Raw genomic sequence first — 25,603 nt, forward strand, 5'->3', positions numbered from 1 at the left:
GTTACTGGAAACATATTATTCAAATAATGCTGGAAGAAAAGTTGATATTTGCGGAGTTAGAACCACGGCAGTTAAAGCTAAAAGCATGGCTATAATGAAAGGGATAACCGATATAGATATTCGTTCAATCGAGAGTTTAGATATCCCGGACGCGACAAAAAGATTTAAGCCAACTGGCGGGGTTAATAAACCAATCTCAGCAGCTAAAACTAAAATAATGCCAAAATGAATTGGGTCAACGCCCAATTGAGTAACCACAGGTAGAAAAAGTGGCGTTAAAATGATAAGTATGGAAAGAGTTTCCATGAAAGTTCCGACAAATAAAACAAGAAGTGTGATTAAGAATAAGATGATCAATGGGTTGTTTGAAATATTTAAAATTTGGTTTCCGATCATTGTGGGAATTTGGTAAATCGAAATTAGTTTTGAAAACGCAGCAGCCGTACTCAAAATAATCAAAATCGAACCTGTCATCATAGATGATGAGATTAAAGATTGTTTTATTCTCTTCAAATTTAACTCTTTATAGACAAAGACTCCTATCAGAAGAGCGTATAAAACAGCAACAACCGCAGATTCAGTAGGAGTAAAGATACCCCCATAAACACCACCGAGAATAATGACAGGGGTAAGCAGAGCCCATTTTGCTTCCCAAAAAGTGCTTATTACTTCTTTCCAGTTAATTTTTTCACCGCTGCCTTTATAGCCTTTTCTTTTTGAAATGATAAAAACCGCACCTATTAAACAAATAACAGCAACAAATCCAGGTCCAAAGCCCGCCAGGAACATATCGCTGATTGAAACACCTGCTAAAATGCCATAAATAATTAGAGGAATAGAAGGGGGGATCAAGATACCAAGCCCCCCTCCCGATGCAGAAACAGCAGCAGAAAATCCTGGTTCATACCCTTTTTTAACCATTGCTGGGAACATAATCGTTCCGATAGCAGCTACTGTAGCTGGTGAAGAGCCTGATAGGGCAGCAAAGAAAAGGCAGGACAGCATCGTTACAAGAGCTAAACCGCCTGTAAACGGTTTCATAAAAGAGTTTGCAAAATTAATTAGTCGGCTGGATAAACCTCCTGTTTCCATTAAAGAACCAGCTAAAATGAAAAACGGAATGGCCATAAGAGGAAAAGAGGCAAGAGCTGTAAATGCACTTTGTGTAAGAAACGCAGCTGGAATGTCAGAAATAACCAACGCAATTGCTACAGCAATACCTATGGCTATCGCGATTGGAATCCCTATGAAAAGAGACGCCAATAACACTGAACCTAATGCAATACTGGCTGTCATTTTTGAGATCCCTCCCCAAGTGGTAAACTTCTAATATATTGATCGTTTTTTATGTTAATCTCCGGTTGTTCCACTATGATAACGCTTTCTATATTTTCTTCATCAATGTTATACCCAGCTGCACGCTTACGCATATTTTGAGTGATTCGAATAGACATAAGAGCAAAACCGATAGGAACAATTAAATAAATTAATCCCATATTTATTCTAGTAACAGCTGATACTTGAATCGAGCTCATTAACTCTTGCACCATTTTTGACCCATAAAAAATCATGTATATATTAAAGGCTAACCAGCACAGGTCAGAAAAATAATACACTTTATTCCCTAATATTTTAGAAAGCATTTTTTGTCCTATTTCCATTTTAAGATGACTGTTATGCTTAGCTGCTAATGAAATAGAAATGTAAACTAACCAAATAAAAACAAACACAGCCAACTCCTCAGACCATTCTAATGGAAGACTAAAAATGAATCTGGAAAAAACTTGGATACTTACAAGAAACGTCATCATAGTAAATAACGCCATGCAGACATACTCTTCGAAGTTATTATCGATCTTTTTTAATAGTCTTTTCATTTATTCACTCACTCTCTTCCCAGAAAATTTAAAATCTTAACTAGTATTATATTTTATCGATAATTCAAAAGTAAAGTGAAAATATCAAAAAAATTTAATCTTAAAATTATTTTGACAATTATAAAAAAAGCTGATATGTTTTTATTATAGATTATCGATAATGTCTTTTATCTTAGTTTGGAGGTGTTTGAAAGCGCATTCCAAGTGGTTTAAAAGTCGAAGCTACAATTTAGGGGGATTATTCATGAAAAAGAAGAATGGTTTAATTGTATCTGTTTTAGCCCTGTTGCTAGTAATGTTGGCAGCCTGTTCAAGCGGTAATACTACAAGTTCCACTATATCTGCCAATGAAAAAAGTTCGTCTCCTGATGATCAAGTGGTAATAAAAATTGGTTCTGTAAATAATGATAAGCACACGTTATACAAGGGATATCAAAAATTTAAAGAGATCATTGAAAAAGAAACAGGCGGAAAGATTAAGGTGGAAATCTATGCAAATGGTCAATTAGGCGATGACCGCACTATGATCGAAGGTCTTCAATTCGGTACACTTGAGGCTGTTGGTGTGTCCACATCCATGCTAGCAAACTGGGCCCCTCCGATGCTTGCGTATGATTTACCATTTGCATTCCCCGACAATGAAACAGCATATCAAGTACTTGATGGTCCTTTTGGTGAAAAGGTCGGAAAACTTCTTGAAAAAGAGAATCTCGTTCTTCTTGCTTATATGGAAAATGGTTTTCGGCAGTTAACAAATAATGAGAAAGAAATAAAATCGGTTAAAGACTTAAAGGGATTGAAAATTCGCACGATGCAAACGCCTGTACATCTTGAAACCTGGAAGAAATTAGGTGCATCACCTACGCCAATGGCTTATACTGAACTGTTTACAGCTATGCAGCAGGGAGTTATCGATGGCCAAGAAAATCCTTACGGAAATATGGCAATGGATAAATTTTACGAAGTTCAAAAGTATTTGACAGAAACAAACCACGTGTATAACCCAATGGGCCTTGTTATCTCTAAAAAGTTCTTTGATGGACTAAGTGAAGAAGACAAAAAAATTATTAAAAATGCAGCAGTAGAAGCTGCTAAATATCAGCGCGAATTAAATCAACAGGAAAACGAAAGCTATAAACAAACGCTCATTGATAATGGAATGCAAATCACAGAATTATCTCCAGAAGCAATTGACGAATTTTCAAACGCAACTCAAAGTATATACGAAACTTTCAGTTCGGAAATTGGCAAAGAATATCTGGAAGAGTTCTTAGCAGAATTGGAAAAGTATAAAAAATAGAAATGTTATTGAAAGCGATTACTCTAAGGACTATTAAATGCTTTGAAAAGCTCAAAGCAGGAAACACTCTTCTTTATGTCTGGCAAAATTACTTATATTGATTAGGAGGATAATATGAACCTATTAAAAGACTCTTTTGAATTTGGCTTACATACACAGATTCATTTTGGTATTGGCCGTCTTCAAGAGTTACCGGAAATTATTAATAAATTTAATTATGGAAAGCTTCTAATCTGTACGGATAAAGGAATTGCTTCCTCAGGAGCTCTAGAACGGTTAGAAAGTATTTTGAATAATGGTGATATTCAATATCACGTTTTTGATGAAGTAGAACCGGACCCTACCTTCCGAGTCGTAAAAAAAGTAGAGAAAATCTTTAAAGATTCAGAATGCGACGCAATTATCGGCTTTGGTGGTGGAAGCTCTATCGATACGGCAAAAGGAGTATCAATAGCTGTAGCAAATCCAGGCGATTTAAGCCGGTTTGAAGGGAAAAACCAGATTCCAAATAAAGGCCCGGATATTATTGCGATTCCAACCACAGCAGGTACAGGATCTGAAGTAACCCATGCAACAGTCTTAAAAGATGAAGAGAGAAAATACAAAATGGGTATTCTTAGCGAACACTTACATCCGAAAGCTGCTATTTTGGATCCCGAGTTATTAACAACGTTGCCTAGAGGACTTGCAGCTGTTACAGGAATGGACGCCTTAAGTCATGCCGTTGAATCGTATACATCAAATCAAGCACAGCCTATCACTGAAGCATTAGGTTTACATGCCATCGAACTGATTGGTAAATGGTTAAGACCATTTGTTGCCGATCGCACCAATATTGAAGCAGCTTCTCATATGATGATGGCAAGTACGATCGCGGGTGCCGCATTTATTTGGGGAAGAGTAGCAGCTGTTCATGCTCTTTCGCACCCGCTGGGTGGTCGTTATAAAATAGCGCACGGTCTGGCTAACGCGATACTTCTACCGGTTGTAATGAAATATAATTTGAGCTCTAATTTCCGGAAATTCAAACGAATCGCTGATCAACTTGGCGAAAATACAAGTGGTTTAAGCGATAGAAGCGCGGCTGAAAAATCGGTGGCGGCCGTACAGGCTTTGGTAACAGATTTAGATATTCCCAAAACATTAACAGCCATTAATATTGAATTATCAGATGAAGAAGTTCAAGTAGTCGCCCAAGAAGCATTCGATAGCGGTATCGCAAATGCAAATCCCAAAAATGTGACGGTACAGGATTTGGTTTCTATTATTAAAACAATTAAATAAGAGGTGGAAAAATGGTCGCTATAAAGAATTCTTTAATTAAAGTAAATAATTATATAGATGGTAAATGGGCTCCAGCTTCAAATAATAAGACAAATAAAAGAGAAAACCCGGCAAATATCAATGAAATTATTGCACTTGTTCCAAATTCAACGCAAGAAGACGCCAACAAAGCGGTTGAAGCAGCTTATAAAGCATTTCAGTCCTGGTCTAAGCTTTCTGCAATTACGCGTGGTAACTACCTATACCGATTTGCAGAGGAATTGGAAGCCAACAAAATGGAAGTAGCAGAATTATTAACACTAGAACAAGGAAAGCCACTTGGCGAATCAATAGGTGAAATCAATAAAACGATCAGCGAAGTACGTTTTACAGCTGGAGAGGCTGCAAGGATAGTCGGCGAGACGTTACCGAGTGAACGTGAAAATGTTGACATTCGTACAATAAGAGTACCTAAAGGGGTTATTGCTGCTATTTCACCTTGCAATTTTCCGCTTGTTACACCACTCCGAAAAATAGCTCCTGCATTGGCAGCGGGAAATACAGTTGTCTTTAAACCTGCAAGTTTAACAGCAGCGATGGGAGCAAAAATTGTAGAGTTGTTTGAAAAAACTGGTTTGCCGGCTGGTGTCTTAAATTTAGTAATTGGTTCCGGACGAAGTGTTGGGAATCAAATTGTGAATCATCCTAAAGTGCGAGGTATTACGTTCACTGGTTCAACCGATGTAGGATCAAGTATTTATGAACAGGCATCAAAGCGATTAATTCAAGTCCAGCTTGAAATGGGTGGCAAGAATGCTGCGATTATTTATGATTATCCAGATATCGAAGCGGCCATTAATCAAATTGTACCCGCAGCATTTGCAAACGCCGGACAAAGATGTACATCAATTAGCCGGATCATCGTAAGCGAGACGGAAATTGAGCAGGCTTTAGCTTCCTTAAAACGAAAAATCGACCAATATAGTATTGGAGAAGGTATAGAAGACCATACAACTATGGGACCGTTAGTCTCGAAAGATCAGTTGGATATTGTTGAGTCTTATGTCCAAATTGGCCTGGAGGAAGGAGCTTCATTAGTAACAGGAGGGAAAGCTGTTACTCTTGACAAACAAGGTTACTATTACGAGCCCACGGTTTTTGCTGACGTAAAACCAAATTATAGAATTGCAAAAGAAGAGATTTTTGGACCGGTGCTAGTTGTGTTAGCGGCAAGAAATTTTGAGGAGGCACTTGAGATTTGCAATGATAATAAATACGGGCTGGCGGCATCTTGTTTTACTCAAAATAAGTCGTACCAAACTAAATTCATCAATGAAATACAAGCAGGAATGATTCATTTAAATAATGGAACGATCAGTGAATCACATGTGCCATTCGGAGGGCTGAAACAATCTGCTATTGGTCCGTATTCGATCGGAAGTACATCAAAGGACTTCTTTACAGAATTAAAAGTCATTTACGATGCGAGTTAAAATACCAGTTCGATAGTCGTGGTGAAAGGGGATTCATATGCAAATAACAGAAGCGCAACAAAATTGGAAAGAAATCGCTCGGGATTTTGCTAAACGTAAATTACAACCTGCGACAGAATGGCTCGAAGGAGACGCCTTTTGGGCAAATGCAAAAAAGTTAGCTGATCATGGATTTCTAGGTTTAACTCTTCCTGAGGAATATGGGGGGATGGGTTTAAATTTATTTGATGCCCTTCTTATGATTGAAGAATTGTGCCGTGTCTGTCCAACAAGTGGTCGCCATGCGTATCATGCAAGTATGGGTATCGCATCATTCATCAATCATTTAGGCAATCAGCAACAAAAGGAAAAATATTTGCCTCTGATTACATCAGGCAAGCTTTTCGTTGCTCTTGGTATGAGTGAACCGGAAGCAGGAAGTGCGGCAACCGATATTATGACGACCGCGGTTGAGGATGGAGATTTCTTCCGTTTAAATGGTTCAAAAGTATTTATCAGTGATGCACATCTTGCTGATGTGTTCGTTGTGTATGCACGCTTTGGCAACTCGGGCCGCACGTCAGATATTGGAGCTATCCTGGTAGAACGCGGAACTCCTGGCTTTACGGTCGGACCTGATGAAGAGAACATGAGCGGAGAAATCCAATGTGCCCTCTATTTTGAAGATGCCATGGTGCCGAAAGAAAATGTTCTTGTCACGCAAAACGCTTTTAAAAAATTAATGGGTGTTTATAATGGTGTACGTTTAGGTTATCTGGCACAAACGATGGGCATTACACAAGCCGCATTTGACCGCACGATTCAGCATGTTACCCAACGAAAACAGTTTGGTAAAGAAATTTGTGAGTTTCAGGGACTGCAATGGATGATATCTGATATGTATGTGCAGCTAGAAGCTGCCCGTACATTACTGTATCGAGCGGCTGAAGCCGCTTCGGATAATAAACCGAATAAAAATGCTGTAAGTGTCGCAAAAATTTTTGTAGCTGAAGCTGCGCAAAAAATTACCGATACATGTATTCAACTTCACGGCGGCTATGGATTTTCTAAACAGTATCCACTTGAATGGTATTACCGTTGTGTGCGATCAGCTTCGATTGCAGGCGGTACATTGCAAGTTCATAAAACGATGCTTGCTTCAAGTGTGCTGGGGAGAAAATTCGACCAACGTAGATAACAATATATTAGTTTCTTAAACTAGGTAAAAAAAGGGGGAGATGGGATGACAAGAGCATCTCTTATCCAGAAAAGGCACTCGAAGATCGTTTCGGCAGAAGAAGCAGTGAGTAATATTCCGAGTGGTGCCATGATTACAATTGGAGGTCTAATTTCCATCCTCTGCCCGGAAAAGGTGTTAGCTGCATTAGGAAATCGATTTTCAAAAACTGGTGAACCTGGAAATTTGTCCGTTATTACACCAGTAAGAGTAGGATGGGATCCTGACAAAAGTACGGGACTCGAGCATTTGGCGCAAAAAGGAATGCTTAAAAGGTTGATAAGCGGAAGTTTTAATGTAAAAGAAAGCCCCAAGTTAACCAATATGATAAAAAACAATGAAGTTGAAGCTTACAACTTTTCAATGGGAACCTTATTTCAGTTAATTAGATCGATTGCCGGCGGGCATCCGGGCCTTTTGACAACAGCAGGGCTCCATACATATGTCGATCCCCGGCACGATGGCGGACGATTAAATGAACACACCAAGGAAGATATTGTCCATTTACTTGAAATAGATGGGAAGGAATATTTATTTTATCCATCTTTTCCAATCGACGTTGCCATTATTAGAGGTACTACGGCTGATGAAAGTGGAAATATCACATTAGAGGAAGAACCTGCAACATTAAGCGGATTAGAAATGGCGATGGCTGCCAGGGCAAGTGGCGGATATGTCATTGCGCAGGTAAAGCGGGTAACTAAAAATAATACTCTTCATCCACGTTCAGTTGAAATTCCGGGGATTTTAGTTGATGCGGTTGTGATAGATGAAGAACAGAAACAAAGTGTATTACCCGATTATGACCCAAGCTGGACTGGAGAAATTAAAAAACCGATTAATCAAATGAAAAAAACATTGCCATTAGATGCTAAAAAAATAATTTTACGTCGGGCTGCGAAAGAAATTTCTACAGGATCTATTATCAATCTGGGTGTAGGTATTCCTGTAGATCTTCCACAACTTGCGTTGGAAGAAGGCTTTTTCGATAAAGTTACGTTTTCTTTAGAGCATGGCGCCATCGGAGGTATCCCGATGGGTGTAGAAGTATTTGGTGCTCATATAAACCCTGATGCGTTTGTTACTTCTCCTCAAATATTTGACTTTTATCAAGCAGGCGGGCTTTCTTGCACTTTACTTGGATTTGCTCAAATTGATGGTACCGGGAATGTGAATGTTAGTAAGTTTAACGGGATATTCCGAGGTTCGGGTGGCTTTATTGATATTACGCATCAAACGCCGAAAATTCTTTTTTGTGGAACATTAACTAGCGGCGGTTTAAAGATTTCCGTGGGAAATGGGAAAGTGAAAATTGGAAGCGAAGGCCGCCATAAGAAATTTATTAATGCCATTGAACATATGACCTTTAATGCAAAACAGGCTTTGAAAAAAGGCCAGGAAGTTTTATATATAACAGAACGCTGCGTCTTTCGGTTGGAAGAAGATGGCCTGGTTCTCATCGAGTATGCTCCGGGAATCGATGTTCAAAAAGATATTATTTCAAATATTGAGTGCAACGTAAGGATAGCTGACGATTTAAAGCTGATGGACTCAGAGCTTTTCAATGAAACTAAAACTGATATGGTTATGGAGAAGGTTTGAAAGGGTGGACTAAGTGAAAGTAGATTACATTTACGAGACAGAGGTACTCGTTGTTGGAGGCGGGGGAGCTGCAGCAAGAGCAGCTCTTTCTGCAGCAGAGGCAGGGGCTAATGTTCGAATAGCGGTAAAAGCAAATTGGTTAAGTGGAGGGTCCACCGCAACGGCATTTTCTGAGTTGTTAGCGATTGCTGCTGCTATCGGTCATGCAGATGAACGAGATCACCCGGAAATTCATTATGAAGATACTCTTGATGCTGGAAGAGGGTTTATTGATCCGGAACTTGTCTGGACATTTGCTTCTGAAGTGCCGGATCGCATTCAAGATCTTATCGATATTGGATTGAACTTTGATAGACAAGAAAATGGAAAGTTGGTACAGGGCATGAGTGACTTTGCAACATATCCAAGAACATGCAGAGTTAACGGTGTAACAGCCCGCCATATTTTAGTTGCCCTGGCAAAACAAATAAAAAAGAAGGATGTTCCAATAGATGAAAATATGATGGTATTTAAATTATTGACAGATCATAATCAAAGCATAACAGGTGCACTAAGTATTAACAGAAATACGAAAGAAATTACACTGTATAAAACACCCTCTGTGATTCTTGCGTGTGGCGGAGCACACCACATTTACAAGTACGCAGTTGGAACGCCAGATATGACAGGTAATGGATATGCAATGGCTTATGAATTGGGAATTCCTCTGGTCAATATGGAGTTTATCCAAATTGGGCCTGCGGCAATAAAACCTTCTATGACTCTTCTTTCAGGACCCGTATGGAAAACCAAGCCGATTTTGACAAATGGAAAAGGTGAAAATATTCTTGAAAAATATGTACCCCCTCACATATCCATTGATGAAGTTTATAACAAGAAGGTTTTTCCGTTTACAATTTCAACTCCTGCCTATTACCTAGATACCTCGATTCAGAAGGAAATCGAGCGAAACCCTACTCCGAATGGCGGTGTATGGGGCATTATGCCTCCAGGATCTGAAAGTATAGTAGAAGAAAAAATGCCGAAAACATATGGAGTCTTAAAATCGAAAGGAATCGATATATATAAGGCCCCATTTGAGGTAGCTCTTGTTGCCCAGTGTATGAATGGCGGAGCGTTAATTGAAAGTCCGGATGGCACAACTAAAGTCTCCGGTTTATTTATTGCAGGAGAAACAGCTGGGGGCTTACGTGGTCCGGATCGCCCTGGAGGAAATTCGTTAGCTGAAGGTCAGGTTTTCGGTCATCGGACTGGCAAGGCGGCGGCTTCACATGCCAAAAAGAAAGTGGCGGAGATGAAAATTGAAAAAGAAACTCAGGCTGTATTAACAGAGCTTAATAACTGGATTAATAGCAGTAACGGAGAAAAACAAGTTCATAAAGCCATTGCCTCCCTTAAAGAAACGATGTATAAAAACTGTCTAATTATTCGTAGTGAAGAGCGCTTGGACAATGCACTACAGAAAATCAATGAACTGCAAAGATCTCTAGAAGTGGGAGAATTTTATATTAATAGGGATAATTTATTTATGGCTATTGACTTTCGACATATGCTTATAACGGCTAAATCCATTGTATTATCGGCACTTACACGTACAGAGAGCAGAAGCTGCCACTACCGTGAGGATTATCCGGAAAAGAATGATTCAGAGTGGATAAAAAGTATTTATGCGATTCAAGAAAACGGTGAAATGGAAGTACGGACACGTCATTGGCCAAAAAAACGAAAAAACGAAAAAAGCGAACTAAAGCTATGAGTGTAAATATTTCGATTGATGAGGGAATAGCGCATGTCATATTGGAAAACCCTCCTTTAAACCTTCTATCGAATAAGGTCAAGCTTGAGATTAAGCGAGCTTTTCAATCCCTTGCCAGAAATGAAAATGTTAGAGTTGTTTTATTCGATACCATTGGAGACCATTTCTGTTGTGGAGCAGATTTAAAAGAGTTTCCTGATCGTATCAAAAAAAATACAGCGAAGGATGCATGGATCGATGGGCATGAAATGCTACAGACTGTTATGAATGTCCCACAGCCCTCCATCGTGTGTGTAAAAGGCAATGCCTTGGGTGGAGGTGCTGAATTGGCCAGTGCCTTTGATATCAGATTGTTTGCAGATGATGTTTCATTTGGATATCCGGAAGTAAGCCGGGGTGTTTTCCCAGGTAACGGCGGAATGGAGCGGTTTATTCAACTCTTGGGAGAAGCGAATGCAGCCTATTTATTTTTAACTGGTGAACGAATGACGGCCAACGAGTTATTAAGAATTGGAATGGCCAATAAGGTAGTAGAAAGAAGACAATTAGAATCAGAAGGAAAGAAAATAGCTCATCTGCTGGGCACTTATTCATACCCTGCGATTCAAACAATAAAAAAAGCTATTATTGCCTGCAGAGAAAGTGATCAATTTTTTCAAAAAGGAATGTATGAATTTGCTTCACTTCATAGCACAGAGGATATCAAAGAATCAATCAATGCTTTTTTTGAGAAAAGAACGCCTTCATATCAACATAAATAAGGTAAAAAGCTAATTTTCAAAATGGGAGGGTAGAAAAATGAATTTGGGTTTTAGGGTGTTTCCAGTTGAAAAGCGTGTCGACCAGGCAATTGTAGAACAATTTAGAGATATTGTAACGCCTCACATAAGTGATAATATGAGCCGTATGCATTCCGCAGGAGCTGAATTACGACCATACCATAAAGAAGGAAAATTGGTTGGAACAGCAGTTACTGTTAAAACGCGGCCAGGTGATAATTTAATGGTGCATAAAGCAATAGACCTGGCACAACCCGGAGAAGTTATTGTGGTTGATGCAGGAGGAGATACAACAAACGCGATTGTCGGTGAGATAATGCAAAGAATCGCAAAGAAAAATGGTATTGCTGGATTTGTTATAAATGGCGCTATTCGTGATTCACTAGCATTCAAAAGTGACACATTCCCAATTTATGCTAAAGGAGTTACTCATCGAGGACCATATAAAGATGGACCGGGTGAAATTAATGTACCTATCGCTCTTGGTGGAATGGTTATTAATCCAGGAGATCTTATTGTTGGGGATGAAGATGGTCTCGTTGTTATTCCAATAGAGGAAGCGGAGGAAGTTTTGACTAAAGCAATGAAAATGGCTGAAAAAGAGAAAGAAATTTTTGAAGCTATCGAACTGGGCGCAGTGGATCGAAAATGGGTTGATAACATATTGCAGGAAAAAGGGTGTGAATTTTTTGCAACGTCTAAGGTAATCGAGAGTGGTGTAAGTAAATGAAACCAAAAGTATATATAACCAGGAAGTTACCTGAGGAAGTTTTAAAGCCACTTATTGAAACTTGTGACATTCAAATGTGGGAAGAAGAAGACATTCCTGTTCCGTATGAAGTTTTAGAAAAAGAAATTCAACGTGTTGATGGATTGCTCTGTTTATTAACAGAGAATATTAATGATGACTTAATAGATAAAGCAAAAAAACTAAAAATTATCGCGAACATGGCAGTCGGTTTCAATAATATTGATATAAGCAGCGCAACAAAGCGGGGGATTATGGTCACGAATACACCCGGGGTATTAACAGAAACAACAGCAGATCTAACATTCGCCCTTTTAATGGCCACCGCTCGCCGTTTAGTAGAGGCATCGAAATATTTGAAAGATGGGGAATGGAAAACCTGGTCCCCAATGCAGTTGACCGGCCAGGATATATACGGCGCTACTTTAGGAATCATTGGTTTAGGCAGGATTGGGGAAGCACTTGTGAAAAGGGCGAAAGGCTTTGATATGAAGATACTCTACTTTAATAGAAGCCGGAAGTACGAAAAAGAAGAGCAGCTGGACATCGAGTTTGCTTCACTTGAACGCTTGCTGGCACTATCTGATTTTGTTTGTATAATGACGCCATACACTCCAGAAACACACCATTTAATAGGGGATCAACAATTGTCTATGATGAAAAAAAATGCTGTCCTGATTAATACTGCACGAGGAGGCATCGTGAATGAGGAAGCATTATTTCAAGCGTTAAAAAACAAGGAGATTTGGGGAGCCGGCATCGATGTTTTTGAACAAGAACCGGTACCTTTAAACCATCCCCTTTTAACTTTACCTAATGTTGTCACTCTGCCTCACATCGGAAGTGCAAGCATTGTAACCAGAATGAAAATGGCGGATCTTGCAGTAACCAATTTGCTTCAAGGTCTGCATAATTCAATTCCAAATAACTTGATCAATAAAAGTGAGCTTAATAAGATTTAAACTAAAGAGATTGTCAATATAAAGCAAGATAGAAATTGCCCACATCAGCAGCTTTTTCCATATTCGATAACAGGATTGTTAGCAAAAAATAGGCATACAAAAGGACCAAAAAATTGGTCCTTTTGCTTTTTCTTTTTGGAAATTCAGCATTAATATTTAACAGGGCCCAGATTAACCCCAATTTCGACTCAGCAGGGTTCTTAAGCCAAGATACAGCAATGCAAGAGAGAAAACGATGATTGCAAGTGCTCCGATAATATTGAATAAAGGTAGTAATCCCGTTAGAAAAGATACTGCCGGAACTTTTAAAAGTGCAAATCCAGCCAGAATGCCGGCTAAAAACAATAATACTGTATTGTTCATGATCTCACCCCTTTCTTAATAGTGATTGTCGGCAATTCATTTGGAATAGCGACAACAGCTTGTCAGAAGTGAAACTGGCCTCAGGAAAACTAATGGTATGTCCGTATTATAAAAGGGTTAGAGAAATATGGGAGTTTCCAGGCTTCACTGTACAATAGTATATGAAACAGTCTTTACTAATGTCCCATTTTTTCAGCCTATTTTTGTAAGGGTTTTCAATTGATTGCGGATAGTCGGAATACACAAAAATTATTCTCGGTCAGATCGTTACTTGTTTTGAAGAAATCAATTGTACCAGTATTTCTCTTGTGTAATTCTTTCTTTTTTGATACATTTTTTCGAAGAGGATGTTTTATTGAAGCGCTTGGCTTCTGATTAAGGACAGAAGGGGTAGAGCCGTCGATCAAAGCAATCAGCATGGTTAAATGACCTAAAGCTGATGAATATACTTACTCACCAAAGAAAAATCCTTTTGTGAATCACAGGGAAAAAAAGAGGAGGTTATCATATGGGCGGGTGCAATGTGGATCATTCTCATGACGATGTCAAAAATAAATTTAAATCCCAGTCTGAATATTTGCCGACAGAAATCAGGGAGTTGTTTTCAAAATTTTTAGCTGAAGAGCATACGCAAGATATCCTGAATGACGTCTTCCATTTACTAAAAAAATACGATCTTGCTGATGAGCAGGAAAAGCAAGAACGCAACCGCAGATTAGAGTTAATATTGAGAAACGTTTAATTTGCAGAACCAGCTTGGGTGTAAATAATCTTTGTGTGGAAGGATACGCCTGCCATATGTGAAAGGATGAACTCGTTGTTTAAGTCAAAACTCCATTTTTGGACTTTAGAAATTTTGCTTCTATTAATTATTGTTTATGTTTCAACGAAAATTTCCTTTGTATTTGAACCAATTGCCGTTTTTGCTTCGACTTTGTTTTTTCCCATTATCATTACAGGTTTTTTGTATTTTCTATTAAATCCTGCACTCAATTTGCTCGAAAAAGCTAAAATCCCAAGAACGCTGGCGATTGCGATACTTTACATTCTATTTATTGGTTTAATAGCGCTTGTTATCGGCCTGCTTGCGCCTGTCATATCCAGGCAGGTTACCGCGTTATTCAATGATTTGCCAATGTACGTTGAGCAAACGAGAAACCTGATTGATCAATTGGCTGATTCAAGGCAATTTCAATGGTTTATGACGCAGGATTATGTGCCTATTGAAAATATCGAAAACGCGATTATTAATTTTGCAAATACATTGCCGGATAAACTTACAAATGGGATCTCAAATGTGTTCGGGGTACTTGCAAATATCACGATCACGATTGTTACTGTTCCTTTCCTATTGTTCTATATGTTTAAAGATGGCAAGAACTTCCCCCAGGCACTTGTGAAATTTTTGCCTGCTTCGTATCGTCAGGAAGCGTTAAATACTTTAAAAGACACGAATGAAACACTTGCTGCTTATATTCAAGGACAGGTGACGGTTGCCTTATTTGTTGGTACGATTGCCTTCATCGGGTATTTAATCATTGATTTGCCTTATGCGCTTGTATTCGCGTTAATTGTCGCAGTCACAAACATCATTCCGTATGTTGGGCCTATTTTGGGCGGCGCTCCCGCTGTTGTGATTGCTTTATTTGATTCGCCAACGAAAGCGATTCTTGTTGTTGTCGTAATCGCAATCGCGCAGCAAATTGAAGGGAACGTATTATCCCCGCTTATTCTTGGGAAACGGCTTGATACCCATCCCGCGACGATTATTATTTTACTGCTTGTAGCCGGCAATCTTGCAGGTGTATTGGGAATGATTTTAGCCATCCCATTCTATGCGGTCACAAAAACGATTGTTTTAAATACGATCCGTTTTTTGCGGGCGCGAAAAATGTACTTGGAGAACGATAAAATTTCAACTTGATAAAGATAAAAACCATGTCGTCAAAAAATAAACGGCATGGTTTTTTTGTGAGGAAAATCGAGATTTTTTGCATTCATAGGTTTACTTTTATTAGCAAATACTGAACATATTCGAACATGCAAAGGTGATTAACGTATGCATCTCTTTTTGATTGTTTTTGTGATAACAGCTGCTTTTATTTGGGGTGATTGGAAAAACTGGTATTATTACTATCCCACAATGCTTTTTGTAGCCTTGGCCAGTATTCTTTATAATCTTCTAGCCGCAAACTACTGGTTGTGGAAGTACGAGCCAATACCCGAATTCAGCTATATCATCACCGATCTTGCCTATTCTTTTCTCGTCTTGCCGGGCGCTACCATTTTATATTTATCGAATATCACGGGCAAAGAACCAAAACAAAAGGTTTTTTATATTTTTAAATGGGTTGCAGGTAGTTTTATTGTCGAATCAGTTTATTATCATTTCGAGATGATCCATTATTTTCACGGTTGGAATGTATATTATTCCTTGATGTTTTATATGGTCATGTATTCGATCATTTATATTCATTTTCGTAAACCGCTTTTAGCTATTGCATTAAGTATCCCGTTTATAGTCTTTTTGATTTTCTTCTTTGACGTTCCTTCTGGAACACCAATCGAGTTAAGATAAACGGCAGACTGTTCCGATCATTTCAAGTAAAGGATTAAGGTGGTGTAAATGGCGCATAATGTGAAATATGAAAAAATCCAGGAATACCGGGATATCATGGATAAGCTGGGAAAGGCCTATTTTGTTGATTATAGCTTATTTGAGCCTCATTGGTGGTTCTTGCTTGCCGCCACTATCATCCCGTGGTTTGTCTGGTGGAAAATAGTAGACAGGGGACGGCTGCTTGAGATTTTGTTGTATGGCTTGTTATGGTCGTGTATCGCTTCTTTGCTCGATGAGTTTGGGGCAGCGTTCGGATTCTGGGAATATCCTAAAACACTCATTCCAATTTTACACACACTAATATCGGCCGACATCAGTGTTATTCCTGTTTCTTATATGATTATATATCAATTTTTTACAAATAACCGGGCGTTTTTTTTCGCTAATCTCGCCCTGGCATTTTTCTTTTCCTTTATTATTGAGCCCATCTTTATGCATTATGATCTGTTAAGGCTGAATATCGGGTGGAGCCATGTTACCTCACTCATCGTTTTCAGCGTTATCGGATGGTCGATCAGGTGGTTGACCAGAGTGATCATTAGCAAACAAAATAAATAAATGTTAAGCCATTTTTGGAAATTGTTCCGGGAATGGCTTTTTTTCATATTTTCTAGCTAATTTGAAACGAAATTGAATCAGAAAATGCATATACAATTAGTGAAAAAACCATTGAAAAAAACAATAATTTGTGTAAAATTACACTAAAAGGATCATTTAGCTAATGTTATATGAAAAGAGGGGTACGATGGAGGCTTTCACAGAGGCGGAGCGGAAAAAAATCTTTCAAAAAGAGTTGTGGCTGCTGAAAAATAAGGAGTATATAGCACCTGATGAGTATACGCGTATATCCAATGCCCATATTCAATACTATGCTGATTTAGCAATCGAAAAACAAACGGAGCAAGTAGAAGCGGAAACCGATACAATACAAACAGAAGCAACGATTGAAACGGCCGATCCTGTAAAAGCAGTTCAAGTCAAAAAACAGGTGACGAAAAAGCGGAATGCTGAAGAAATTAGGGAGCGGAATATTACCTGGTCTTTAAATCTTGGCGTAATTCTGTTATTGATCGGCGGCTTGTTTGTCGCAACCAGCAACTGGGAAACAATGGCTCCCTGGATGAAGAGCGGCTCGATTGCGCTTGTTTCTTTGCTGTTTTATGTGATCGCTTATATTTCGATTCGAATCCTGCGAATTAACCAGACCGGATTTGCGTTTATGGTGCTGGGGAGTTTATTTTTGCCGATTTTCATATTATCGCTCGGCTGGTTTGAGTTATTGGGAAGGTATTTATCATTTTATGGGGAAGGCCGTTACATCCTGGGGCTGCTTGGCAGTTTGCTTGTAGCACCGGTTTATATTGTCCTTGCAAAATTGCTGTCTTCCAGATTGTTTGTCTGGTTTTCTTATATTGGTTTTACCGTTGGAACAGGTTTTCTGCTTGCCGCACTTCCTTTAAGTATCGATGCCTTTTATTTGGGCATGATTTTCTACAATGGTTTATTGATTGCCGGATATCACTGGCTCAAAAAAACTGCGAAATACCCGTTATTTAAAAATGAATTGATCGCATACTCGCAAGTAAACCTTGTTATTTCAACACTGCTGATGCTCTGCTTCTTTGAAGAGCCTGTCTTTTACGGATTGAATACGATAGTGGCCGCACTGCTTTATTTGTCGATGGTATATGTATCAGGCAGAAAGGAATATTATTTCGTTTTTTCCTTAATGGCCGTTTACGGCGCTTATCAGTTAATCGAAAATTCATTCCTGGATCACGCAGATGCAATATTTTATGCCTTTCTTGGGATTCTTTTTCTATTCGTGCCGAGACTGCTTCGGAAAAACCAGGGCTGGGAAAAGATTTTTCGGATGACAAGTGCGGTTACTTCCGTACTCGCCTTCCTGTATATGAGCGCTGAGGGATTTTTATTGTCGGCCGGTAATGCTTCTTTTGTTTTATTAGTTGCTTATTTGCTTATTTTTGCGAATTTTTTGTACTTGGCAGCTGTGGAGAAAAAATTGTTTTTTACCTATTTAAACCCGGTTTTTATGGCCGCGGCATTATATCAGGCTGAGTTAAAGCTTGATGAAGTCTTTCACTTTGAATCTTTTGTACTGCCAATTTTCATGATCGGCTTCATTTTAACGGTTGTTTTTGGTTATGCATTACGCCTGAACGTTATCAAAATGATTGCATCAAGCTCAAGGGATGTCGGCCTGATCCTCATGTTTCTTGCAACGCTGTCTGCCGCTGGATTATTTTATTGGCTGGAGCTGGCAATTGGGCTTTTCATGTTAGGCTTGGCACTGCTTCTATTACTAAAGGCAGAAAAAAGAACTTTCTACACAGCTGCGCTGCCATGGGCGGCACCTGTTTCATGGGGATTGGCAATTACAGCATTGGCGGAAGAATGGCGGCAAGTTTCGCTGTTTCTGCAAACGGAACTTGGTCTTGTCTTTCATTTTGCGGCAGCAGGATTGATCTTGCTTTTGATAAGTATGTTTCTAAAACGACATCTTCTATACCGGACGTTCTTTTATGTTGCCGAAGCCTTTTACACCATTTCGCTTTTGATTGCCCTGGGCTCGACTGTCAATGAGCCGTGGGGCCGGCCGCTCGTTTTTGCCGGCGGAGTAGCGATGTACTTTCGTTTATATCAGGTTGCCGCCAGGAAATGGATCAGCTATCTATTGGCTGTTGTTTCATTGGCGACTTACTTTTCCTGTATTCGTTCGCTCTCTCTGTTCATTGATTTTCCGGAAACAGTCGATATCGCACTTTTAACAGGAGGTTCATTGGCCCTTGCTATTATCGCCTTTGCTTTGCGGATAAGAGACAGCAGCTTGTTCAATGGTTTCAGCTGGGTTGCGCATCTGTTCCTGCCATTTACACTGCTCGTATCGTTTTTATTTTACGGTGAAAAGTCGATTGTGAATTTTCTGATGGCAATGGTCATTTATTCGGTCAGTGTGTATTTAGTGAGGAGTGAATCGAAAAAGAAGCTGATGCTATATGGCGCTTTTATAGCGGTCTTTTTTGCAGTATTAAACATCATCCATTTTTATGATCGAAACAATGAAGCGCATTTTGCTTTTTTCATAACAAGTATGATCTTAACGATCTTCTATTTAAAAGCTAATCATGCATTTAAAAACAGAACAGCCTTGTTTTTAGTGCCATTCTCTGTAGTTGGTTTACTATCTTTTCTGAATGCGTATCCTTTTGGCTGGTTTCTTTATTCAACAACCATTTTATATGCGGCAGGAATTTTGCTGCTGCTTCATTTGATAAAATGGGATATTGCCGCATCGATTCCGCTTTTGATCGTCTTTTTTGCTACTGTCAGGTTGGTGTTAGAAATTAACATCAGCGACGGTCACATCATGGGATTAGCGGGAGGGGCCGGAGCTCTGCTGACGGCGATAGGGCTAAAGCTTTACCCGAAACTGTTTGAAATGAATCAAACAGAGAAACAGCTCGACAGTTATACGTTGAGCGGATTGTTGTTTTTCGCCTTTTCATACCTGTTTCATGCAGAGCCTTTATTAGCTGAATTGTTTCCTGGGGTGGCGATCTCATTGGCGTTATGGCTACAACGAAAAAGAATCCCGGCCAGTGCAGCATGGGTTGTTTCCTTTGCAGCAGGTGCCGTTTTGCTTGAACCGTACTATTCGGTAATGGCAAGAATCGAAGTTCCTGAACTTTTCAGACGGGAAGCACTTGTGCTGCCGTTTGTCGCGCTTGCTATTTACTTACAGCATTGCGTTGAAAAAAAGCATAAAAGGCTTGCAGATTATCTTCAATGGGCTGTGCTCATTTTTGTTTCCTTATCGCTTGTCGAGGATGGATTGGCAAGCTCAACGATTTACGATGCGCTGGTTCTCGGGACGTTATCGCTTTTATCAATGCTGGCAGGAATGGTTTTTAAGGTAAAATCGTATTTCTTTGTTGGAGCTGGCGTCCTTGTCTTGAATGTGATCCTGCAAACGAGGCCATATTGGGGAAATCTCCCGTGGTGGGCCTACTTGCTTATCGCCGGCTCAATCTTGATTGCGGCGGCAAGCTACAATGAATGGCATAAACAAAAAACGGCCAAAGGCGAAACAACCTTTATCACGATTCTGAAAGAAAAGGTTTTGGACCGGCTGAAGAAATGGAATTAACCGACAAACAGCAGCTTGCCTTACGGATGAGGAACGCTGCTGTTTTTCATGATTGTTGCTGCCTCACCATAAACAAAAGAAAAAGAACGATTGCATTTATTAAATATAGATAATTTTCAGAAAAATTAGTTGACTTTTAAATGTTTTCAAGTTATCTTTGTTTTAAATAGTATATAACACAAATATCACATTACGGTTAATTAACGTCATACGAAAAGAACTTATGATTTGGTGGTCTGCCTTAACTTACCGGCTGCTCATAAGGAGGGAAGAATTTGATTATTGATTCGATTGAAACGGCCAATCGGAGAGAAATAAGATCTCTTCAGCAAAACAGGCTGAAAAAAACCGCAGAAAGAGTTTATCAGCGTGTTCCGTTCTATAGAAAAAAATTTTTTGAAAGCGGTATCAACCCTGAAAAAAATCTGAGCCTGGATGATCTGGCAGACCTGCCTTTTACAAAAAAATCAGATTTGCGAAAAGCGTATCCGTTTGGCTTGCTTGCCGTTCCAAAAAGCGAGCTGGTCCGACTTCATGCTTCCTCCGGCACAAGCGGGAAACCGACCGTTGTCGGCTATACGAAACATGATATAGAAATGTGGAGCGAAATTGTCGCCCGCTCGATTGCCACTGCCGGGGGAAAACCGGGAGAAATTCTCCACAATGCGTATGGATATGGTTTATTTACAGGCGGGCTCGGCCTCCATTATGGCAGCGAAAGATTGGGAATGGTGACTGTGCCGATTTCAGGGGGGAACACGCAAAGGCAAATCATGCTGATTGAAGATTTCCAGCCGGCCGTAATTTGCGGGACACCATCCTATGTATTAAATATTGCTGAGACAATGGAAGAGATGGGTAAGAATCCAGCTGCAACGTCGCTCCGCTACGGGATCCTCGGGGCCGAGCCGTGGTCCGAGGAAATGCGCCGTACAATCGAAGAAAAACTGGCGATTAAAGCTTGTGATATTTATGGGTTAAGTGAAGTGATCGGGCCGGGAGTGGCGATCGAATGTCATGAAGAGCAAAATGGCCTCCATATTGCCGAGGATCACTTTTATGCTGAAGTGATTGACCCTGAAACACTAGAGCCCGTTGCTGACGGTGAAGACGGGGAGCTTGTATTGACGAGCTTAACAAAGGAGGCTTTTCCTGTTATCCGCTACCGGACTGGTGATATTGCTTCATTAAATAAAGAAAAGTGCCGATGCGGCCGGACAACGGCCCGGATGTCAAGAATAAAGGGGCGGATCGATGATATGCTCAATGTGAATGGGGTGAATGTATTTCCTTCAGAAATTGAGCACTGCATATTAAAGATGAAAGAAATGGCACCTCATTATCAAATTCATATGCTGCAAAAACGTTCCTTTAAAGTACTCGAGCTTCATGTCGAGATAACGGAAGATTGCTATAAAGCTATTGGCTTTGACCTGACCCATGACAGAATACGCCAGTTGGAGCAAAACCTTAAGGCCGCGTTAAAAAGCAGCTGCCTGATTGCGATGGATACGGTCATCCGGGAACCAAAGTCGATCCCCCGCTCAGAGGGAAAGGCGGTCAGAATTATTGATCGAAGGAATGAGCAGGGTAATTTTGCACTTTAGCTGATGCGGGAATAGATTAACTGGAGGTGGAGGACTTGCAAGAAACAGTTTCGTTTGAGCGTTTATCTGAACAGGCAAAATACGAGCTTTTTATGGAACGGATCGAAGCAGGCGAAAAAATCGAAGCGGACGATTGGATGCCCGATGAGTATCGGATGACCTTAATTAAGCTGATTTCGATGCATGGAATCAGCGAAATCATGGGAGCGCTTCCTGAAAAAGAATGGGTGCCGAAAGCGCCGACCTTGAAGCGCAAGCTTGGCATTATGGCAAAGGTGCAGGATGAAATGGGCCATGGCCAGCTGCTCCTTCGCGTCACTGAAGATTTAATGAAGCCGCTCGGAAAAACACGGGAGGATATTATGAATGATTTGTTTAGCGGTGATCTAAAATTCCATAATGTCTTCCATATGGAAGCACCGACCTGGGCGGATGCAGGCCTGATCGGCTGGCTCGTGGACGGTGCAGCGATTATCACGCAAACGAATATGCTAAATGCCTCTTACGCTCCGTATGCCCGGGCTTTAAAACGCATCTGTGCAGAAGAGGTTTTTCACGCCCAGCATGGGGAGGCGATCATTATGGCGCTCGCCGAGGGCACGAAAGAGCAGCGGGAAATGGTTCAAGCGTCAATCAACCGCTGGTGGGAAGCTTTGCTGATGTTTTTTGGGCCGGGGGACGCCTCAACGACAGGCACCTCGAAACAGGATATCACGATCAAATATAAAATTCGCACAAAAACAAACGAACAGCTTCGCCAGGATTTTTTCACAAAATATATCCCGCGGGTGCTGTCATTAGGCTTAACAGTGCCGGATGAGACGATGTATTTCGATAAAGAAACAAACAAGTGGATTTATCAGCAGCCTGACTGGACTCGCTTTAAGCAGATTATTAAAAATAACGGGCCAAAATCGCAGGAGCGGCTAAAGCTGCGCCGCAGGTCATACGAAATGAATTCGTGGGTCCGTGAAGCGTTGAGCGGTGCGGGTTAAGGCGCTGGAAGGAGGGTTTTTTTTGGGAAGTGAAGGCTTTTACCAGGAGTACGAAGTTTTTAGCAAAAGAAATGACACGGCGCCGTTACAGTACCAATTTTCTTTATTGGCGCCGAATGAAGAGCTCGCTTTGATCATGGCCCAGGAAAATTTCATGAGGCGGGAGCCTGTTTCAGATATTTGGGTCGTCAAACGTTCATATATTAGAATGATGAGCTTTGAAGAACGGCAATCGTTGCTGCGCATTGACAACAAAGACTATCGAAATACAAAAGGATACGGCTATTTAAAAAAGAAATGGCGTCAATACGAGCAGGGGATGCTCGATGAAAAAGAAATCTTTTCATGGGGAGGGGAGCAGGATCGTGAAAAAGCTTAGCCCGGCTGAGGCGCTTGAGAATCCAGCCTATAAAGAGTCTTTGGCTGAATTGCTGTACCAGCTGGCAGATGATGATTTTATTCTCGCATACAGAGGCTCAGAATGGCTTGGGCTTGCTCCCCATATTGAGGAAGATGTCGCGTTTTCTTCGATTAATCAGGATACGATGGGCCATGCAGCCATGTATTATCAGCTGCTTGAGGACCTCGGTGAGGGCAGCGTCGACGCATTGGCCCACGGCCGCACAGCCGCTCAGCGCCGCAATGCTGTTTTATTGGAAATGGCGAATGGACCTGGAGATTATTTAAGTGAACCTGATTATGATTGGGCATTTGCGGTGGTCCGCCATTATTTCTATACGGCAGCCAAAAAAATTAAAATCAATTCTTTGAAAAACTCAAGCTATCAACCTTTGTGCGAAACAGCCGTGAAGATCAGCATGGAACTTTACTATCATCAGCTCCACTGGAAAACATGGTTTGAACAGTTGATGCTTGCGGGTGGTGAAGCGAGATCGAGAATGGAGCAGGCGATTGTCATCGTCATGGACGATTTCGGCGGAGTGCTCAGTCTTGGTGCAAAAGGTGCTGAAATCACACGTCATGGTTTGATAGATTCGAAGGAAATTTTACAAAAGCGGTGGAATGAGGCAATGAAGCCCGCTTTTGACTTTGTTAATCTATCGATACCAATCCATTTTGCAATGAAACATGGAGATGGACGAAACGGCGATCACACCGATGATCTCGCCAGGGCCATTTCTACTCTTGGGGAAGTATACCATTTTGATCCGGCCGCAAGCTGGTAAAGGAAGGATAACTGTGAAAGAAAGTGAGCAAGAAATCGTCAATGTCGATACCCTTGAGCAAAGAGTTTTAAAAGCGCTTTATTTTGTGAAAGATCCAGAAATAAATACGCTTTCCATCATTGAGCTTGGCATGCTTGAACAATTGGAGGTGCGGGACAACAAAGTCAAAATCCGGCTGCTGCCGACATTTATGGGCTGTCCGGCCCTTGATATTATTAAGAACAATATTGAAAAAGCGATTGCTGAACTATCGGATCAAATCGAAGTGGATGTTCAATTTATCTATCATCCTCCGTGGACATCGGCAAGGGTTTCAGAAGCTGGAAGGCAGAAGCTAAAGGAATTCGGGATTGCTCCTCCACCAAAAGTGTTCGGTGCGGATGGCAGCTGGAGTGTCAATTGTCCGTACTGTGATTCAGAATACACATCGATGGACAATCTCTTTGGCCCGACTGCCTGCCGGAGCATCCTATACTGCAAATCTTGCAAAAATCCTTTTGAGGCAATGAAGCCGGTATCCACGCTGATGTAGAGATTGACTATAAAAATATTTAATTAAAGGAGATGGAATGATTGGTTAAATTAATCGCTTTATACAAGCACCCGGAAAATAAGGAAGCTTTTGATGAACATTATTTTAATACGCATGCGCCGCTGACCGCCAGGATTCCCGGTCTTCGCGAAATGAAAGTAACGAAAATAATCGGCAATCCGATGGGAGGGGAAGGCAAGTATTATTTAATGTGCGAAATGTTTTATGACAGCCTTGAAGCATTCAAAGCGGCCATGAAAACAGATGAGGCTAAAGCTTCCGCAAAAGATGTTATGTCTTTTGCCGGTGATTTAGTCACGATGATGATCGGTGAAGAAGTAAATGAGTAAAGGCTATCAATTTATTGAAACCGGGATAAGCGATCAGATCGGTATGATTACGTTAAATCGGCCGCATGTGTTAAACGCCCTGAATCGAACGATGATATCGGAAATTTTATCGGCAATGGAGTCTTATGACCGGGATGACGATGTTCGCGTCATCGTGCTAAATGGAAACGGGCGCGCTTTTGCTGCCGGAGCAGATATTGACGAAATGGCAAATGCCAGTTCAATTGATTTAGAAATGTTAAACCAGTTTGCGGACTGGGACCGGCTCGCCTGGATTAAAAAGCCGATCATTGGGGCTGTTCATGGCTTTGCGCTTGGCGGTGCTTTCGAATTGGCTCTTTGCTGTGATCTTTTGCTGGCCGCCGAAGGTGCCGAGTTTGGATTTCCCGAAGTCAATCTCGGAATCATGCCTGGTGCAGGGGGAACACAGCGCCTAACGAAGCTCGTCGGCAAAACAAAAGCGATGGAATGGTTGTTTACCGGGAAACGAATCTCGAGCCGCGAAGCACTCCAGTATGGATTGATCAATCGAATTGTTGCCCCGGAGCTCCTGATTGAAGAAACGATCAAGCTTGCGCGGCAAATCGCGATGCAGCCTCCGCTGTCGATCAGGCTGATCAAGGAATCCGTTTTAAAAGCGGTCGATTACCCTCTATATGAAGGAATGCAATTTGAACGGAAAAATTTCTATTTGTTATTTTCTTCAGAGGACCAAAAGGAAGGCATGAAAGCTTTCCTGGAAAAACGAAAGCCTGATTTTAAAGGGAGATAAGGGGTGGTACATA

The 25,603-nt window shown here is 40.7% G+C and carries 24 protein-coding genes; 21 read left to right on the forward strand and 3 right to left on the reverse strand.

What is annotated here, in order from left to right; all coding sequences use genetic code 11:
• Positions 1–15: 15 nt before the first annotated feature.
• Both CU633_RS04655 and CU633_RS04660 read right to left on the reverse strand, forming a co-directional pair.
• Positions 16–1,296, reverse strand: coding sequence for a TRAP transporter large permease (locus CU633_RS04655; RefSeq protein WP_101658562.1), 1,281 nt, complete (start codon positions 1,294–1,296; stop codon positions 16–18).
• The gene (locus CU633_RS04660) at positions 1,293–1,826 is read right to left on the reverse strand and encodes a TRAP transporter small permease (RefSeq protein WP_180954864.1); all 534 of its coding nucleotides are present in this window, start codon (positions 1,824–1,826) and stop codon (positions 1,293–1,295) included. Before CU633_RS04660 ends, CU633_RS04655 begins: the two co-directional genes overlap by 4 nt.
• Positions 1,827–2,121: 295 nt before the next feature.
• Between CU633_RS04660 and CU633_RS04665 the strand changes: the two genes are divergently transcribed.
• The 9 genes from CU633_RS04665 to CU633_RS04705 all read left to right on the forward strand — a co-directional run bounded on the left by CU633_RS04665 (position 2,122) and on the right by CU633_RS04705 (position 12,996).
• Positions 2,122–3,177: a TRAP transporter substrate-binding protein gene (locus tag CU633_RS04665; protein ID WP_101658564.1), complete on the forward strand. Its 1,056-nt coding sequence runs from the start codon at positions 2,122–2,124 to the stop codon at positions 3,175–3,177.
• A 114-nt stretch (positions 3,178–3,291) separates the two neighbouring features.
• Entirely contained in the window at positions 3,292–4,461 is a 1,170-nt protein-coding gene (locus CU633_RS04670) for an iron-containing alcohol dehydrogenase (RefSeq protein ID WP_101658565.1), read from the forward strand.
• An 11-nt stretch (positions 4,462–4,472) separates the two neighbouring features.
• Positions 4,473–5,933 carry an aldehyde dehydrogenase family protein gene (locus CU633_RS04675; protein WP_101658566.1) on the forward strand — a complete coding sequence of 487 codons (1,461 nt, stop codon included), beginning with the start codon at positions 4,473–4,475 and terminating at the stop codon, positions 5,931–5,933.
• Between the two features lie 37 nt (positions 5,934–5,970).
• A complete protein-coding gene (locus CU633_RS04680; RefSeq protein WP_101658567.1) occupies positions 5,971–7,110 on the forward strand; it encodes an acyl-CoA dehydrogenase family protein in 1,140 nt (379 codons plus the stop codon).
• A gap of 45 nt (positions 7,111–7,155) precedes the next feature.
• Entirely contained in the window at positions 7,156–8,751 is a 1,596-nt protein-coding gene (locus CU633_RS04685; protein WP_101658568.1) for an acyl CoA:acetate/3-ketoacid CoA transferase, read from the forward strand.
• 13 nt (positions 8,752–8,764) lie between these two features.
• Complete coding sequence (locus CU633_RS04690; RefSeq protein ID WP_101658569.1) at positions 8,765–10,507, forward strand: FAD-binding protein; 1,743 nt, start codon at positions 8,765–8,767, stop codon at positions 10,505–10,507.
• A complete protein-coding gene (locus CU633_RS04695) occupies positions 10,504–11,268 on the forward strand; it encodes an enoyl-CoA hydratase/isomerase family protein (protein WP_101658570.1) in 765 nt (254 codons plus the stop codon). The genes CU633_RS04690 and CU633_RS04695 overlap by 4 nt, the downstream gene beginning before the upstream one ends.
• A gap of 37 nt (positions 11,269–11,305) precedes the next feature.
• A complete protein-coding gene (locus tag CU633_RS04700) occupies positions 11,306–12,016 on the forward strand; it encodes an RraA family protein (protein WP_101658571.1) in 711 nt (236 codons plus the stop codon).
• Positions 12,013–12,996 (forward strand): 2-hydroxyacid dehydrogenase, encoded by a 984-nt coding sequence (locus CU633_RS04705; protein WP_101658572.1) that lies wholly within the window; start codon positions 12,013–12,015, stop codon positions 12,994–12,996. Before CU633_RS04700 ends, CU633_RS04705 begins: the two co-directional genes overlap by 4 nt.
• 171 nt (positions 12,997–13,167) lie before the next feature.
• Here CU633_RS04705 and CU633_RS04710 read toward each other — a convergent pair whose 3' ends face one another.
• A complete protein-coding gene (locus tag CU633_RS04710) occupies positions 13,168–13,359 on the reverse strand; it encodes a hypothetical protein (protein WP_101658573.1) in 192 nt (63 codons plus the stop codon).
• 508 nt (positions 13,360–13,867) lie between these two features.
• On the opposite strand from CU633_RS04710, the gene CU633_RS04715 reads away from it, so the two are divergent.
• From CU633_RS04715 to CU633_RS04770, 12 genes are all read left to right on the forward strand, one after another.
• Positions 13,868–14,101 carry a group-specific protein gene (locus CU633_RS04715; RefSeq protein WP_101658574.1) on the forward strand — a complete coding sequence of 78 codons (234 nt, stop codon included), beginning with the start codon at positions 13,868–13,870 and terminating at the stop codon, positions 14,099–14,101.
• A gap of 75 nt (positions 14,102–14,176) precedes the next feature.
• Entirely contained in the window at positions 14,177–15,283 is a 1,107-nt protein-coding gene (locus CU633_RS04720) for an AI-2E family transporter (protein WP_101658575.1), read from the forward strand.
• Between the two features lie 135 nt (positions 15,284–15,418).
• A complete protein-coding gene (locus tag CU633_RS04725; RefSeq protein ID WP_101658576.1) occupies positions 15,419–15,937 on the forward strand; it encodes a CBO0543 family protein in 519 nt (172 codons plus the stop codon).
• Positions 15,938–15,985: 48 nt separating this feature from the next.
• Positions 15,986–16,537 (forward strand): CBO0543 family protein, encoded by a 552-nt coding sequence (locus tag CU633_RS04730; RefSeq protein WP_101658577.1) that lies wholly within the window; start codon positions 15,986–15,988, stop codon positions 16,535–16,537.
• A gap of 187 nt (positions 16,538–16,724) precedes the next feature.
• The gene (locus tag CU633_RS04735) at positions 16,725–20,147 is read left to right on the forward strand and encodes a hypothetical protein (protein WP_101658578.1); all 3,423 of its coding nucleotides are present in this window, start codon (positions 16,725–16,727) and stop codon (positions 20,145–20,147) included.
• Positions 20,148–20,422: 275 nt separating this feature from the next.
• Positions 20,423–21,754: a phenylacetate--CoA ligase family protein gene (locus CU633_RS04740; RefSeq protein ID WP_101658579.1), complete on the forward strand. Its 1,332-nt coding sequence runs from the start codon at positions 20,423–20,425 to the stop codon at positions 21,752–21,754.
• A 92-nt stretch (positions 21,755–21,846) separates the two neighbouring features.
• Positions 21,847–22,749 carry a 1,2-phenylacetyl-CoA epoxidase subunit PaaA gene (gene paaA, locus CU633_RS04745; RefSeq protein WP_374703346.1) on the forward strand — a complete coding sequence of 301 codons (903 nt, stop codon included), beginning with the start codon at positions 21,847–21,849 and terminating at the stop codon, positions 22,747–22,749.
• A gap of 22 nt (positions 22,750–22,771) precedes the next feature.
• Positions 22,772–23,128 carry a 1,2-phenylacetyl-CoA epoxidase subunit PaaB gene (gene paaB / locus CU633_RS04750; RefSeq protein WP_101658581.1) on the forward strand — a complete coding sequence of 119 codons (357 nt, stop codon included), beginning with the start codon at positions 22,772–22,774 and terminating at the stop codon, positions 23,126–23,128.
• A complete protein-coding gene (paaC, locus tag CU633_RS04755; RefSeq protein ID WP_257958489.1) occupies positions 23,115–23,936 on the forward strand; it encodes a 1,2-phenylacetyl-CoA epoxidase subunit PaaC in 822 nt (273 codons plus the stop codon). Before paaB ends, paaC begins: the two co-directional genes overlap by 14 nt.
• A 13-nt stretch (positions 23,937–23,949) precedes the next feature.
• Entirely contained in the window at positions 23,950–24,468 is a 519-nt protein-coding gene (paaD, locus tag CU633_RS04760; protein WP_257958490.1) for a 1,2-phenylacetyl-CoA epoxidase subunit PaaD, read from the forward strand.
• A gap of 41 nt (positions 24,469–24,509) precedes the next feature.
• A complete protein-coding gene (locus tag CU633_RS04765; protein WP_101658584.1) occupies positions 24,510–24,818 on the forward strand; it encodes an EthD family reductase in 309 nt (102 codons plus the stop codon).
• Positions 24,811–25,590 carry an enoyl-CoA hydratase-related protein gene (locus CU633_RS04770; protein WP_101658585.1) on the forward strand — a complete coding sequence of 260 codons (780 nt, stop codon included), beginning with the start codon at positions 24,811–24,813 and terminating at the stop codon, positions 25,588–25,590. Before CU633_RS04765 ends, CU633_RS04770 begins: the two co-directional genes overlap by 8 nt.
• Positions 25,591–25,603: the final 13 nt, after the last annotated feature.

The sequence above is a fragment of the Bacillus sp. V3-13 genome (assembly GCF_002860165.1).
In the GTDB taxonomy this organism is placed as follows: domain Bacteria; phylum Bacillota; class Bacilli; order Bacillales; family Cytobacillaceae; genus Bacillus_BJ.